The organism is Stenotrophomonas maltophilia group sp. LNF247, from assembly GCF_054083135.1.
On sequence record NZ_JBSRQL010000002.1, the window covers coordinates 69,187 to 83,960 of the forward strand.

The window sequence follows — 14,774 nt, forward strand, 5'->3', positions numbered from 1 at the left end:
GGTGGTGGGAGGGTCGATGCCTGCGGCAGGCAGAGGCGCACGGCAACGGCAACGGCAACGGCAACAGCAACGGCAACGGCAACGGCAACGGCAATAGCAACGGCAACGGCAACAGCAACAGCAACGGCCAAAGCGCTGACGCTTCATGATGCTGGGGGTGGGCCGGGGCGGTGTGGGGTAGCAGGGGGCGCCGTGAATCCGTCCATGGAGGCTTGGCAGCCGCATCCATGCGGCTGACACCCCTGCCAACCCACACGGCCCCGGCCTCGACAGGTTCATGTGACGGAGCGGATGGCAAAGGCAAGAGCGGTTTCTGATGTCGGAGAAAAATGTAGAGCCGAGCCCGTGCTCGGCTGGGTCTATCGCGAACAGCAGCCGAGCGTGGGCTCGGCTCTACAAAGAGCGCCCTGCCAAGCAGCTTTTGCTCTTCTTTTTTTCTTTCCGTAGGTGGACGCACACGGAAATTGTCAGAGGCCGGGCGGGGTGGGTTCGCGGGAGTGTCAGCCGCATGGGCCCGAGGCATGCCTCGGGCGGGTTGGGCAGGACGCCCAACCCCGGTCTTGCCGGGTGCGCAGGACAGCGCACACGAGCAAGCCGCTGCCAAGCCTACAAGGACGTACTTGCGGCGTCCCCCACGAACCCACCCCGCCCGGCCAAGCGCGGCTTTTGCTTTTGCTTTGCACGACCAACCCCACCCACGAGGGGCTGCGCCGTTCGCCGGAACCTACGCCGAAGGCGCCGGCTTCTGCCGAAGCAGGCTGACCGCCAGGCCGCCAACAACCAACACACCCAGCCCCAGCAGCGCCCACAGCAACCACGCCTTCCAATCGTGCGGCGGCTTCAGCGCCGCATCGCCGGCCAGCGGTTCCGGACTGCCTTCCAGGCGCGCCAGCGTCGGCTGCCACGACGGATCATTACGCTGGCGCAGCTCTTCAATCAGCACGCCGATCGGCGCTTCCATGCGGCGCGCGGTCGCGCTGCCCACTGCCAGTGCATATGGCGCTGCACCCTGGCTCAGGAACACCAGCACTTCGGGTTGATAACCCAGGCGCAGGGTGGGTGCGGTTGCCGTTTCGGCGGGGTTCGCCACCAGCTTCCAGTAACGATCGCGGTGCACGCCGCCCAGCGGTTGCGCGGCCGATTGCTGCCGTTGGCCCTGCGCGCCCTGCTGCAGCTGATAGGCAATCCACGGCGCACTGCGCCGCTGCCACTCTGCACTCTCGTCATCGCGGCTGAACAAAGTCCACTGCACCAGGCTGTTGTCAGTGCTGGCCACGTCGGCACGCGCCGCCGGGAAGCGGCCATCCATCTCGAAGGTGTACTCGCCCTTGCCCTTCGAGGTCGGTGCCAGCGACAACCACTCCCATGGCAGTGTGGCCGGTGCCGGCGGCAGCTCGGCCAGTACGCTGCGCAACGTTGGCAGACGGGCATCGCCCTGCGCCAGCACGCGCAGATAGCGCGCTTCCCCATCCACCTGCAGGCGGCGCTGCAGCAGGCGCTTGCCGGCGCGCTGCAGGTCCACCAGCGGAATGTCGCGGCCAAGTGCACGCCAATGCTGCAGGTCGTCGCTGACGTCCAGCTGCACCTGAGCCTGCAACGGCTGGCCACTGTCGGCCCAATCCAGTACCAGCGCCGCCAGCGGCTGCTGGCCCAGCACACTGGCGTCGATCAGCCAGCCGCCCTGCCCGTTGGCCCTTGCACCGCCAGTCACACGTGCTTCCACGCGACGGACACGGCCATCGGTATCGCGCTCGGTCAGCAACTGCAGGTCGTTACGCTGTGCTTCGGCCAGCGGCGGCAACGCGAACCACGGCAGTTCCCGCTGCACCGGCGGTTGTGCCAGCGGCTGGTCCGGCGCGAGCAATGCCGACGGCAACGATTGGCCGGCGGCATTGAACACTTGCACGTCACCCAGGTCTGCGCTACCGGAGCGACGGTAGATCGCCGGTTCCAGCACGACACGGTAGGCACCCGATTGTGCGCTGGACAACGTCAGCGGCCACTGTTCGGCGTACTGGGTACGGTAATCGGCAGCCTGTGCGGTGATGGCGGCCAGCATGCCGAACATCGCCGGCAGCAGCGCCCTGCTCCACGTCTTCATTGTTTTTCCTCCACGGTCGGCGCCGCGCTGGGCGGTGCCGGTGCCAGATAACCCACGACCGTGCACAGCAGGCCGTAGGCGATGAACGATGCGATGCCCAGCAGGTTGCCCAGGTGCTGGCGATCGACAAGCACCAGCTTGGCCAACACCACGCCCATCAGCACCGCTCCCACCATCCACAACACGCGCTGGCCGCGGCGCGAACCCCATACCCAGGCGATCACGCCGAGCACGCTCCACAGCACGGTCAGGCTGGTCTGCGCCAGGCTGGAACGCATCATCGACGAACTCCACGACAGGCCGCCCCACTGATGCACGCCGTGCAGCACCAGGCTGGTCAGCGCGACGAAGATGGCCAATGCCAACAGCGGCAGCCGGATCTTCACCAGTGCCTGCGGCGCCTGCCCGCGGTACAGCCAGCGCGCCAGCAGCGCCAGGCTCAACCACTGCCCCAGCTCGGCCGGATTCAACACCGGCAGCCACGGCAGCGGCGCTGCGTCACCCGGCAGCAACTGGCCGAACAGCCAGCCTGAGGACAGCAGGCCGAACAGCACGCACTGCAACGGCAGGCGCACGCTGTCGAAGGCAGCCCCCAGGGGCCACCGCAGTGCGTCCCAGCGCCACAACGACAGCGCCGCCATCAGCAGCCACGGCAGCGTGAACAGCAGCAGCGTCCAGCCCTGTGCCAGCCCGGCCTCGCCACCGCCCCACAGGGCCAGCAACGAAAGCAGCGACGGCCACAGCAGCCACCACAGGAACTGCGCGATACGTGCCACGGTGTTGCCGCCCTGGCGCAGGCACAGCAACGTACGGACGCCCAGCGCCGCGAACACCGCCCAGGCCAGCGCGCCATAGCCGGCGAACGGCTGCTGGTGCGCATCGCTCTGCATCAGCGCCAGCGGGAAGCCCAGGGCCAGCATCGCCAGCGCGGTGACGCCCAGCGCGCGTGCCGGCTGGCGGCGCTGCACTTCAGCCGCCAGCCAGGCCGTGGCTGCGACCAGCACAAGCAGCGCGTCGGCCTGGGTGCGGTGCGGGAAGAAGCGGAAGATCTCGTGCACCAGACCGCCCAGCCACCACAGCAGGCCCCACAGGTAGTAGACCAGTGCGATCTCGTGGCGCTCCCTGCGCTGGTAACTCCACGCCGACGCGAAGCCGGCAATGGCCAGCAGCAACGCGCCGATGGCGGTCGGGTTGAGCAGGACGCGTGCGTCGTCGAGCCAGTGGTCGGCGCCGGCCACAAAGGCGAACGCAGCACCGATCTGCAGCAACGCGCCGGACACCTGCGGCAGCCAGCGCTTCTGGCGCAGGCCCAGCCAGGCCAGGCCCGCACCTTCCAGTGCGAACACCGCGCCGGTGGCACGCGCAGACAATGCCAGCGGCACCGCCAGCGTGGCGAAGCCCACCGCCAGCACCGCATGCGACTGCGCCAGCACGGTGTAAGACGCGCGCGCGATCAGTGCCCGTGCCAGTACGGCGTAGATCGCCGCCAGGCCCAGCGCGCACAGCGCCAGCGTCATCGGCTGCTCGTGCAGCATGCCCGCCTGCATCGAGAAGGCAACCAGGGGCGTGCCGAACACCAGGCTGCCGTCGACCAGGTCACGTCGCCCGGCGGGCTGCCGGCGCGCGTACAGCAGCGGGATCAACAGGTAGAAGGCGAAGAACAGCAGCAGGAACGGCTCGGTGCTGCTGAACTTGTCCGGCGCGTACTGCAACACGCCCCAGAACGTACCGATGCCGAAGGTAAAAGCGAAGCCAAGCAGGTTCAGCGCACGCCACGGACGGAACCAGGCGATGGCGAAGATGCCAGCGTTGAGCACCGCGTAGTAGCTGAACAGCCCCACGTGGTTGCCACTGCCGGTGGACAGCCACAGCGGTGCCATGAAGCCGGCGAGGATGCCCAGCACCGCCAACGTGCGCGAGTTCTGCACCACCGCCAGCACGCACAGGCCGGCCACCAGCGCGATCGAACTGGCGAAGGCAAACCCGGGGTTGAGCAGCTCGAACCGTTTGAAGGCGGCGAAGATGGTCAGCAGCAACACGCCGATGGCACCGCCCTGCAGTGCCAGTGCGAACAGGCGCCGGCGCTCGCGCTGGTGCCAGCCGAACGCCAACAGGCCCAGCGCACCCACGGTGACACCGGCCAGGCGCAGCTCGATCGGCAGCACCAGCCAGCCCTGGTCGCTGACGTACTTCAACAGCGCGGCAACACCGGCCAGCAGCACCAGCATGCCGATCTTGACCGGCACGTTGCCCTCGGTGAACCAGCGCTTGACCGCGCCGATGCCGCGCTCGATGAAGTTGGGCAGTGCCGGTTCGGGGGGCAACGGCGGCTGCACCGGCGCGGGTAGCACCGGCGGTGGTGCGACCGGGCGCGGCGCCTCCACTGCCGCAGACACCGCTTCGCGCACCGGCGTTGGCTGGGGCGGAGGCGGTGCGGCAGCCGCCACCGGCCGCAGGAACGGCGGATCGGCGCCGGCCACAGGCAGGGGCGCAGACCGTTCCGGCGCAGGCTCGGCTGCAACCGGCCGGGCGGCCGGCGCGGCAGCCATGGCGGCTTCCAGCGCGGCCACACGGCGGCGCAGGCCAGCAATCATCACCAGCGCCACCACCAGCAGCAGCGGGATGGCCAGCAGAACCAGTACCACCAGGGCTATCAATGCTTCCATTGCATGCTTCCATTGCAATCCCGCGCCCCAGCGGCAGCGGTCGACCGGGCCATGCTACGACAGGGCCGGCCCCATAAACGACGAACCCCGGCCAGGCCGGGGTCCGCGTGCGATCTTCGCCGGCCTTACTTGGCGGCGACAACCTTGGCCATTTCCAGGCACTTGTTGGAATAGCCCCACTCGTTGTCGTACCACGACACGAGCTTGACGAAGGTGCCGTCCAGGGCGATGCCGGCGTCTGCGTCGAACACCGAGGTGTGGGTTTCACCGACGAAATCGGTGGCCACCACCTTGTCTTCGGTGTAGCCCAGGATACCCTTCAGCGCGCCTTCGCTCTGTGCCTTCACTTCAGCGCAGATCTCGGCGTAGGTGGCTTCCTTTTCCAGCTCGACGGTCAGGTCGACCACCGACACGTCGGAGGTCGGGACGCGGAAGCTCATGCCGGTCAGCTTCTTGTTCAGTTCCGGAATGACCACGCCGACGGCCTTTGCCGCACCGGTGGACGACGGAATGATGTTTTCCAGGATGCCACGGCCGCCGCGCCAGTCCTTGTTGGACGGGCCATCGACGGTCTTCTGGGTGGCGGTGGCCGCATGCACCGTGGTCATCAGGCCACGCTTGATGCCCCACTTGTCGTTGATGACCTTGGCCAGCGGGGCCAGGCAGTTGGTGGTGCACGACGCGTTGGAAATGATGGCCTGGCCGGCGTAGGTCTTGTCGTTCACGCCGAACACGAACATCGGCGTGTCGTCCTTCGACGGGGCCGACATGATGACCTTCTTCGCGCCGGCATCGATGTGCTTCTGCGCGGTTTCCTTGGTCAGGAACAGGCCGGTGGCTTCCAGCACCACGTCGGCGCCGACTTCGTCCCACTTCAGGTTGGCCGGGTCGCGTTCCTGGGTCAGGCGGATCTTCTTGCCGTTCACCAGCAGGTCGTTGCCCTGCACGGCCACGTCGGCCTTGAAGCGGCCGTGCACGGAGTCGTACTTGAGCATGTACGCCAGGTAATCCGGCTCCAGCAGATCGTTGATGGCCACGATTTCGATGTCGTCGCCGAAGTTCAGCACCGCCGAGCGCAGGACGTTACGCCCGATGCGACCGAAACCGTTGATACCAACCTTGATTGCCATGTTCTCAAGCTCCTGCGGCCGCGACGGGTGCGGCGGGATGGATAGGGCCCACAAGTCTAGCAAACCGGGGCTGGCCACCGTGGGCCAGCCCCCGCGCCAGAGGGCGGGCGGACAGGATTTGATCCGGATCAAAGCGTTAGCGCGGCGTGAGGCCGAGACTGTCGCCATCCACCCAGCAACGAGATCACCCCCATGCGCAAGACCTCCCCCCTGATCCTGGCCGGCCTGGCCGCTGCCCTGTCCCTCGCCGCCGCCCCGGCCATGGCCCAGTCCAAGGGTGACTGGACCGTCTCGGCCGGCGTCCACCAGGTGGCGCCGAAGTCGAACAACGGCTGGCTGGCCGGCCACACCCTGAAGGTCGACGTCGACAACGACGTCAAGCCGACCATCACCGGCGAGTACTTCATCGCCGACAACCTGGGCATCGAAGTGCTGGCCGCGCTGCCGTTCAAGCACGACATCAACATCAACGGCCTGGGCCGCGTGGGCAGCACCAAGCAGCTGCCGCCGGTGGTGACCCTGCAGTACCACTTCAACAGCAAGGGCAAGGTGTCGCCGTTCGTTGGCGCGGGCGTGAACTACACGACCTTCTTCAGCGAAGACACCACCGGTGCGCTGAAGGACAGCCGCCTGAAGCTGCAGGATTCGTGGGGCCTGGCCGCGCATGCGGGCGTGGACTTCGCGATCGGCGAGAAGGGCGCGCTGCGCGTGGACATGCGCTGGATCGACATCGACAGCAAGGTGAAGTTGAACGGCGAGAAGATCGGCACAGTCAACATCGATCCGCTGGTCTACGGCGCGTCGTACGTCTTCAAGTTCTAAGCGTGTGCCGGGCGCGGGGGCTTCCCCCCGCTCCCCCGCTGAACGCAAAACCCACGCAGCATGTTGCCCCGGTCTTTGCCGGGGCCTTTTTTTGGAAAGCATGCAGAGGCGCGCTCTTCTGTAGAGCCGAGCCATGCTCGGCTATCGCGCGGAGCGCGCAGGTACCCGAAGAAGATCAGCTGAGCATGGCTCGGCTCTACAGAAGCATGAACGGGCCGCCTTTCAGTCGATTATTGATCCGGCGCCACTTCCACCCGGTTGCGGCCGCCTTCCTTGGCGCGGTACAGCGCTGCATCGGCCCGCGCCAATGCCTGTTCCAGCGTATCGCCACCATCATCATGCCAGCGTGCCACACCGATGCTCACGCTCACCACCGGGGCCGCATCCGAATCGGCATGTGCGATCGCCAGCGCCTGCACCTGTTGCCGAAGCTGCTCGAACGGCGCTGATTCCGGTTGTCCCGGCGCCCAGTGCCCCAGCGCCACGAACTCTTCGCCGCCGTAGCGTGCCACCACCGAGTCGCTACCACGCAGCTGAGCAGCCAGGGTCGTCGCCACCGCATGCAGCACGGTGTCACCGGCGGGATGGCCGTGGTGGTCGTTGTAGCGCTTGAAGTAGTCGATATCGATCATGGCGATGCGCAGTGCGCCACGCGCATGCGGTGTACGCAGATAGCGCTGGAAGATCTGGTTGGCCTGGCGATCGAAGGCGCGCCGGTTCAGCAGGCCGGTCAGCCCATCGTGGTTGGCCAATGCATCCAGGCGTTGCTCGGCCCGCCACGTTGCACGCGCCTGCCGTTCGGAAATGTAGCTGCCGACAATGCCGGCCAGGTTGCTGGCCAGCACGAACATCACGCTCTGCAGCATCTGCGCCCAGTGCCGGCCCACCTGCAGCTCGGCCAGCACGAAGGCCAGCGCGATCAGGGTTCCGGTCAGCGTCGCTACCCCGAAGCGCAGCCCGCACAGAAAGTAGTTCAACAACAGGAACAGGCTGATGCCTTCGTAGGGGTAGTCCACGCCGGCACGGTGCGCGGTCCAGATCATGGTCACCAGCGCCAGCCCGCTGACCAGCACGACGCTGCCGCCCAGCCACTGCAGGTGGCGCCGCAGCACCGGCACGAAGGTCAGCGCGACGCCGAGCAGCAGTGCCGGCAGCAGAACACCCAGCCGCCAGCGCAGCACCGGCGCGTGCACGTCCGGCGGCAACCAGTAGGTATCGAGCACGGCAAAGCCCAGCGAGAACGCCCCGGCCACGGCGCAGGCCCAGCGCATGCGCCAGACCACCTGGGCATCGAACGTGGCAGCGAACCCGTCGTCATCGGGATGCCCGGCCATGATGCGCCTGTCCGTGATCGCCATCGGCCCCTCCCCGCATGTGCACGGGCCACCCTAGCGGCCGCCGCATCAAGGCCGCGTGGCGAACACCAGGCGTGATCAAGCCCGGGCCTGCCGAGGCCCGCTAGAATGTGCGCATGAAAGCCCTGCACTCCCTGTTCCTCGCCGCCGCCCTGGCGCCGGCCCTGCTGTCCGTCTCCGCCCCCGCACATGCCTGGGGTGCGCAAGGCCACCGCCTTGTCGCCGAAGTCGCCGACGCCCGCCTCACCCCCACCGCCCGCGCCGAAGTGGACCGTCTGCTGGCCACCGAGCCAGACGCCACCCTGGCCAGCATCGCGCCCTGGGCCGATCAGCTGCGCGCCAAGGACCCCGGCCTGGGCCGTCGCTCGGCCGGTTGGCACTACGTCAACATCGCCGAAGACAACTGCCACTACGAAGCACCGAAGCACTGCAAAAGCGGCAACTGCATTGTCGAGGCACTGAAAGCACAGAGTGCCATCCTCGGCGACCGCAGCCTGACCGACGGCGAGCGCCTGCAGGCGCTGAAGTTCGTCGTGCACCTGGTGGGTGACATCCACCAGCCGATGCACGCCGGCTACGCCCATGACAAGGGCGGCAACGATTTCCAGCTGCAGTTCGGCAACCGCGGTACGAACCTGCACTCGCTGTGGGACAGCGGCATGCTCAACACCCGCAAGCTGGACGATGCCGGCTACCTGCCGCTGCTGCAGAGCCAGCGCGCGCCGAAGCTGGCACGCCAGTCCAACCCGCAGCGCGACCCGCAGGCCTGGGCCGAGGCCAGCTGCCGCATTTCCATGCAAGCTGGCGTTTATCCGGCCACGCGTAAGATCGGTGATGAATACACCGAGCGCTACCGGCCGCTGGCCGAAGCGCAGCTGCGACTGGCCGGCGAGAACCTGGCGCAGTTGCTGAACCGCGTGCTCGGCACGCGCTGAGGAGCGTTCCAATGTCGGTCCAGGTGCAGTCGTTCTTCCACCGTGACAGCAACACCTTCAGCTATCTGGTCAGCGACCCGGCAAGTGGCGAGGCAGCGCTGATCGACCCGGTACTGGACTACGACCCGGATACCGACGCCAGCAGCGAAGCACCGCTGCGCGACGTGCTGAATGCCATCGAACAACAAGGCCTGCAGCTGCGCTGGCTGCTGGAGACGCATGCCCACGCCGATCATGTGTCGGCAGGGCGCCGGCTCAAGCACCGCTTTCCGCAGGCCACGCTGGGCATCGGCGAAGGCATCCGTGCGGTGCAGGCCACTTTTGCGCCGCGCTACGGCCTGCAGCTTCCGGCCGCCGATGAGATCTTCGATCGCCTGTTCAGCGATGGCGAGACCTTCGCTCTGGGCGAACTGCGCTGTCAGGTCATCGCCGTGCCCGGCCACACCAGCGACAGCGTCGCCTACCTGATCGGCGATGCACTGTTCACCGGCGACTCGCTGTTCATGCCAGACGGCGGCACCGCCCGCTGCGACTTCCCGGGCGGCGATGCCGCACAGCTGTACCGTTCAATCCAACGTCTGCTGGCCCTGCCCGATGCGACCCGCGTATTCGTCTGCCACGACTACGGTCCGGGCGGTCGTGATTTCGCCAACGAAACCACCATCGGCGAACAGCGCGCGCACAACATCCACGTGCATGACGGCGTGGCCGAGGCGGAGTTCGTCAGCGTGCGCCAGGCCCGCGATGCCACGCTGGCCGAGCCGGCGCTGATGCAGCCGGCGGTGAAGGCCAACATCCAGGGCGGGGCCTGATCCACGCCACTGCGCCCGCCGGGTGTGGACCGGCGCTATCCTGGTCATCGCGAGCAGTCATTTTCCCTGCGTGCGCACCACGTGCTGTCCCTTCACGATCTCGAAGGTGAAGGCATATTGCAGGGTGACCGCTACCGGCTCGACGCGCTCGGCGCCGCGGCAGTCGCCGCGGTCGGCAGGCACCTTGCCGGCCGCGAAGTGGCAGACCGCTGCGGACGAGTACTTCCACATCGCCACGGCTTCCTGCGCAGCCTGCAGCAGGGGCGCGTTCTCGCGTGCAGCCCCTGCCGCGCACTCCGGACGATCGGTCAATGGCAGGCTTCGCTCCACGGCGCCATTGGCATCAACCACCACCTGCAGGCAGATGGTGGTCGGCGCCAGTTCCGCGCGCGGGTCGCTATCCCCGACCTCCGGGTCCGGTGCCGCGTACAGTTGCGGCATCCGGTAGCCCTCGGTCGCACCCAGCGAATACACCTGCAGCTGCCCACTGTCGCCGCCCGCCTGCGGCTGCAGGCGCTGGTGACCGACATTCTCGCTGCGGGTATCGACGGTGGTCAGGCGATCCTGGGTTGCACACCCCACCAGCAGCGCTGCCATCATCAACAGCGGCGCGGACTTCACTTCGCGTCCTCGGTGTCATCCATGGCGTAGGTGATCGGAATGCGTACGGCACCGGCCACCGGCTTGCCGTTCTTCACCGCGGGACGATAGGTCCAGCTGCGCGCGGCGGCGACGGAGACGGCGTCGAACACCCCCGGATTGGTCGCACTGAGTACCCGCACATCGGTCGGATGGCCCTGTGCATCCACTTCGATGCGCAGATTGACCACGCCTACCTGGCGTTGCTCGACGGCGGACTTCGGATAGGACGGCGGCGGCATCTTGTCCACCTGGATCGGCCGGTCCAACCCCACCTTGGCCGCATCGTCCTGCGCATGTTCGAACGGCTCGACACCGATCCGGGTGCCACCGGCCGCACCGCCCTGGCTGGCCCATGCCACCGCCCCCATGCCCACACACAACCCGACCACCAGCACCTGCCCGGACACCCACGGCAATGCCTTCCGCTTGGACTGCTTCAACATGGCGATACGCTCCTTCAACACGGGTTGGCTGCGCCAATGGCAAACCGCGGGCGCAACCGGGTGGACCAGCTGCGCCTTCAGCAGCGTGCTGGCATACAGGCCGCGCAGCGCAGGCTGCGGACCGATGGTGCGGGCATCGCAGGCCAATTCCTGATCGCGCAGGAAGCGGCGTGCGGCCCATGGCAGCAGCGGGTGGAACCAGAACACCGCGCGCGCCAGCAGCAGCGCGCCGTTGGCCCAGTGATCGCCGTTGCGACGGTGGTTGCGCTCGTGTTGCAGGATCAGGCCCTGCTCCTGTGCACTGAACTGCTGGTCGAATGCCGGGCCGACCACGATGCGCGGCCGCCACAGGCCCACCAGCGCGGGCAGGCCGGGATCGCCGCTGGCCTGCCAGCTGCCATCGGTGCGCGGCGTCAGTGGACCCATCCGCCGTTCGAAACGGAGTTGTGCGCGCAGGTCGCGCAGCAGGCAGATGCCCGCGCCCAGCGCCCACAGCGCGAACAACAGCCCTGCCCATGGCAACGACGGCCCGTTCAGAGCATCGATGGCACCGGGCATCACTTTCAGCGGCAGCGTGGGTACCTGCTGCAACAACGCAACCTGCGGCAACGGCAGCATCAGTGCCACCAGCAGCATCGGCAGCAGCCACCAGCTGCGGTAGGCCAGCCCCCCGCCGCCCATCCGCACCAGCAGCGGTCGCATTACTGCCAGCAGGATCACGCCCACCGCCAGCCACAGGCTGGCCTGCCACAGTCCGTGGAGCAGCTCAGTCATGGTCCAGCTCCTGGATCAGCTTCTTCAGTTCGGCGATGTCCTGTGCGCTCAACTGGCCACGTTCGCTGAAGTGCGCGACCAGCGGCGCCACGCGCCCCTCGAAGACACGCCCGATGAAGTCCTGGCTCTGCGCCTCTACCCAAGCCTGGCGCTGCAGCAGCGGCCGGTACAGGTAACGCCGTCCATCGCGCTCGGCGGCGATCGCGCCCTTGGTCAGCAGGCGGTTGAGCAGGGTCTTGATGGTCGGCTCGGCCCAGTCGCGATGGGCCAGCGCGGCCACCACGTCATCGGCACTCCGTGGTGCCTGCTGCCACAGCACCTCCATCACAACGGCTTCGGCTTCGCTGATCGGGGTCATGGTTTACATCCGTAATCGACATCTCGATTACGCGCGTAATCGAATTATCTGTCAAGCCCCTCGACTCCGGGTTCATCCCGGCTGCGCCAGCATCGATTCCTCCCGCCCCAGGCCCCGGATGAAAGCGCTGCCCAAGAAGGATTTCCCGGTCGAGCAGGCGCGCCGCTTCCTCGAACCCGGCCCGATCGTGCTGGTCAGTACCGCGTGGCAGGGCCAGCGCAACCTGATGACGATGGGCTGGCACATGGTGATGGGCTTTTCGCCGTCGTTGGTCGCCACCTACCTCTGGAATGAAAACCACAGCCATGCCCTGGCCGTCGGCAGTGGCGAGTGCGTGATCAACGTACCCGGCGTGGAGCTGCTCGATACCGTGGTCGACATCGGCAACTGCAGCGGCCGCGAGGTCGACAAGTTCGCCCGGTTCGGGCTCGACGCGCTGCCCGCACGCGAGGTCGGCGCACCACTGGTCGGGCAATGCCACTCGAACTTCGAATGCCGGTTGTACGACGACAGCCAGGTGGCATCGAACAACCTGTTCATATGGGAAATCGTGCACGCACACGTAGCGCCACGGCCGAAGCTGCCGCGCACGGTGCACTACCGCGGCGATGGGCGGTTCATGGTGTCCGGCGCGGAAGTCTCGCGTCGACGGCGGTTCAAGCCCGACATGCTGTAATGCCCGCACTTCCCCACACGCAGGACCGCCCCGCATGACCGAACACCTCACCGACCTGGACGCCGCCGTCGACTGGTTGTTTGCGCGCGTGGACGGGCCGCTGCGGATCGGGGCACCGCTGGCACTGGGCAAGCCACACCGGCTGCTCAATGCCCTCTACGCACGCGTCGAGCACGACCCTTCGCGGCCGCTGCAGCTGTATACCGCGCTGTCGCTGAACCCGCCGAAGGCGCGCGGCAACGGTCTGGAAGCGCGCTTCCTGGCGCCGTTCGCGCAGCGCCATTTCGGCGACGATTTCCCGCGCCTGGCCTATGCCGATGCGATCGCGCGCGACGCGTTGCCGGCACATGTGCAGGTGGAAGAGTTCTACATGCAGTCCGGCGCCCTGCTCGGGTCGCGGCAGGCACAATCCAGCTATACCAGCCTGAACTACACCCATGCCGCCGACGCGGTGGCGCAGCGCGCACCGCAGGTGATCGTGCAGAAGGTGGCGATGCGCCCGAACGACCGCCGGCTTTCCCTGTCGTGCAACAACGACATTACCCAGGACACCCTGGATGCGATGACCGCGCGCGGCCTGCAGCGCCCATTGATGATCGCCGAGATCGATCCGCAGCTGCCCTATCTGGGCGGCTCGGCCACGGTCGATGTGTCGTTCTTCGATCTGGTGATCACCCCGCCACCGCCGTACCCGGCGCTGTTCGGGCTGCCGCGGCAGCCGGTCGGCGACGCCGACTACGCCATCGGCCTGTATGCCAGCACCCTGGTCCGCGATGGCGGCACCCTGCAGATCGGCATCGGCACGCTGGCCGATGCGCTCAGCCATGCGCTGGTGCTGCGCCACACCGACAACGCGCGCTACCGCCGCGTGCTGCACGCGCTGGATCCGCAGCTGGCCAGCCACCCACTGGTGCAGGAAATCGGCGGGCTGGATCCGTTCGAGGTCGGCCTGTACGGCTGCAGCGAAATGCTCAACGAGGGCTTCCGCCGACTGGTGCAGACCGGGGTGATCAAGCGCAAGGTGCACGACGACCTGGCGCTGATGCAGCGCATCGAGAACGGCAGCACGCTGTCCATCGACCACGCCACCCTGGCCGCCGAGGGCGAGTACCTGCACGGCGCGTTCTACCTGGGCTCGCCGGAGTTCTACGAGTGGTTGCGCACGCTGCCGGAAGATGAATGCCGGGCGATCGGCATGCGCCGCATCAGCGAGATCAACCAGCTGTACGGCGGCAACGAAACGCTGGAACGCCTGCAGCGCCGGCACGCGCGCTTCTTCAACTCCTGCATGATGGCCACCGCGCTGGGCGCGGCGGTATCGGATGCGCTGGACGATGGACGCGTGGTGTCCGGCGTGGGCGGCCAGTACAACTTCGTGGCGATGGCACATGCCCTGCCGGAAGCGCGCAGCGTGCTGATGTTCCGCGCCGCGCGCGATGACAAGGGCCGGCGTGAATCCAACGTGCGCTGGAACTACGGCCACACCACCATCCCGCGCCACCTGCGCGACATCTACCTCAACGAGTACGGCATCGCCGATCTGCGCGGGCTGACCGACGAGGACTGCGTGCATGCGATGACCGCGATCACCGAAGCCCCGTTCCAGGGCGATCTGCTGCAGCAGGCACATGCCGCGCGCAAGCTGCTGGCGACCGCGCAACCGCACCCGGTGCGCCTGCAGCGCAATACGCCGCAGGCATTGGCGGCAGCGCTGGCACCGTTCCGCGCCGATGGCAGCCTGCCGGACTATCCGTTGGGCAGCGACTTCAACGAGATCGAGCAGGTGCTGGTGAAAGCGCTGGGTTGGCTGAAGGCCAACACGCAGACCCGCGGCGACAAGCTGCGTACCGTCTGGGCAGCGTTGCGGCAACCGGCCGGCGACGGCGATGCGGTGTACCTGCAGCGCATGGGTCTACAGGCCCCGACGGATTTCGCAGAGCGCCTGGACGCGCGACTGCTGCGCCTGGCGCTGGCACGCACTGCCTGAGAAAGGGGGACGGAGGGGATCAAGTCGTTCATGCACAGACGACTTGATCCCCTCCGTCCCCTTTTTCATCCAT

General features: G+C 67.4%; 12 protein-coding genes. 5 read left to right on the forward strand and 7 right to left on the reverse strand.

The genetic code is table 11. The features are described from left to right. Positions 1-724: 724 nt before the first annotated feature. The 3 genes from ACTXG9_RS02460 to gap form a co-directional block, all read right to left on the reverse strand. Entirely contained in the window at positions 725-2,101 is a 1,377-nt protein-coding gene (locus tag ACTXG9_RS02460; protein ID WP_021203678.1) for a DUF3999 domain-containing protein, read from the reverse strand. After that, positions 2,098-4,767 (reverse strand): DUF2339 domain-containing protein, encoded by a 2,670-nt coding sequence (locus tag ACTXG9_RS02465; RefSeq protein ID WP_180833047.1) that lies wholly within the window; start codon positions 4,765-4,767, stop codon positions 2,098-2,100. Before ACTXG9_RS02465 ends, ACTXG9_RS02460 begins: the two co-directional genes overlap by 4 nt. Before the next feature lie 125 nt (positions 4,768-4,892). Then, complete coding sequence (gene gap, locus ACTXG9_RS02470) at positions 4,893-5,897, reverse strand: type I glyceraldehyde-3-phosphate dehydrogenase (RefSeq protein WP_019660012.1); 1,005 nt, start codon at positions 5,895-5,897, stop codon at positions 4,893-4,895. Between the two features lie 192 nt (positions 5,898-6,089). Between gap and ACTXG9_RS02475 the strand changes: the two genes are divergently transcribed. Beyond that, positions 6,090-6,719, forward strand: a complete 630-nt coding sequence (locus ACTXG9_RS02475) for an OmpW family outer membrane protein (RefSeq protein ID WP_171953520.1) — start codon at positions 6,090-6,092, stop codon at positions 6,717-6,719. Between the two features lie 230 nt (positions 6,720-6,949). Here ACTXG9_RS02475 and ACTXG9_RS02480 read toward each other — a convergent pair whose 3' ends face one another. Continuing rightward, on the reverse strand, positions 6,950-8,077 hold the full coding sequence (locus ACTXG9_RS02480; protein ID WP_180833048.1) for a GGDEF domain-containing protein: 1,128 nt from the start codon (positions 8,075-8,077) through the stop codon (positions 6,950-6,952). Between the two features lie 113 nt (positions 8,078-8,190). Here ACTXG9_RS02480 and ACTXG9_RS02485 point away from each other — a divergent pair, with 113 nt between their 5' ends. Next, complete coding sequence (locus ACTXG9_RS02485; protein ID WP_180833049.1) at positions 8,191-9,009, forward strand: S1/P1 nuclease; 819 nt, start codon at positions 8,191-8,193, stop codon at positions 9,007-9,009. Between the two features lie 11 nt (positions 9,010-9,020). After that, a complete protein-coding gene (locus ACTXG9_RS02490) occupies positions 9,021-9,821 on the forward strand; it encodes an MBL fold metallo-hydrolase (protein ID WP_180833050.1) in 801 nt (266 codons plus the stop codon). Positions 9,822-9,878: 57 nt separating this feature from the next. Here ACTXG9_RS02490 and ACTXG9_RS02495 read toward each other — a convergent pair whose 3' ends face one another. Genes ACTXG9_RS02495 through ACTXG9_RS02505 form a run of 3 tightly spaced genes read right to left on the reverse strand, consistent with a single transcriptional unit; the run spans position 9,879 to position 12,038 of the window. Continuing rightward, positions 9,879-10,442: a hypothetical protein gene (locus ACTXG9_RS02495; RefSeq protein WP_111098870.1), complete on the reverse strand. Its 564-nt coding sequence runs from the start codon at positions 10,440-10,442 to the stop codon at positions 9,879-9,881. After that, complete coding sequence (locus ACTXG9_RS02500; protein ID WP_180833051.1) at positions 10,439-11,680, reverse strand: TonB family protein; 1,242 nt, start codon at positions 11,678-11,680, stop codon at positions 10,439-10,441. Before ACTXG9_RS02500 ends, ACTXG9_RS02495 begins: the two co-directional genes overlap by 4 nt. Continuing rightward, entirely contained in the window at positions 11,673-12,038 is a 366-nt protein-coding gene (locus tag ACTXG9_RS02505; RefSeq protein WP_010484077.1) for a BlaI/MecI/CopY family transcriptional regulator, read from the reverse strand. The genes ACTXG9_RS02500 and ACTXG9_RS02505 overlap by 8 nt, the downstream gene beginning before the upstream one ends. A gap of 118 nt (positions 12,039-12,156) precedes the next feature. Here ACTXG9_RS02505 and ACTXG9_RS02510 point away from each other — a divergent pair, with 118 nt between their 5' ends. Together ACTXG9_RS02510 and ACTXG9_RS02515 are read left to right on the forward strand one after the other, a co-directional pair. Continuing rightward, the gene (locus tag ACTXG9_RS02510; RefSeq protein WP_346484184.1) at positions 12,157-12,714 is read left to right on the forward strand and encodes a flavin reductase family protein; all 558 of its coding nucleotides are present in this window, start codon (positions 12,157-12,159) and stop codon (positions 12,712-12,714) included. A 34-nt stretch (positions 12,715-12,748) separates the two neighbouring features. Next, on the forward strand, positions 12,749-14,701 hold the full coding sequence (locus ACTXG9_RS02515; RefSeq protein ID WP_021203686.1) for an acetyl-CoA hydrolase/transferase C-terminal domain-containing protein: 1,953 nt from the start codon (positions 12,749-12,751) through the stop codon (positions 14,699-14,701). The last annotated feature ends 73 nt before the right edge of the window (positions 14,702-14,774 follow it).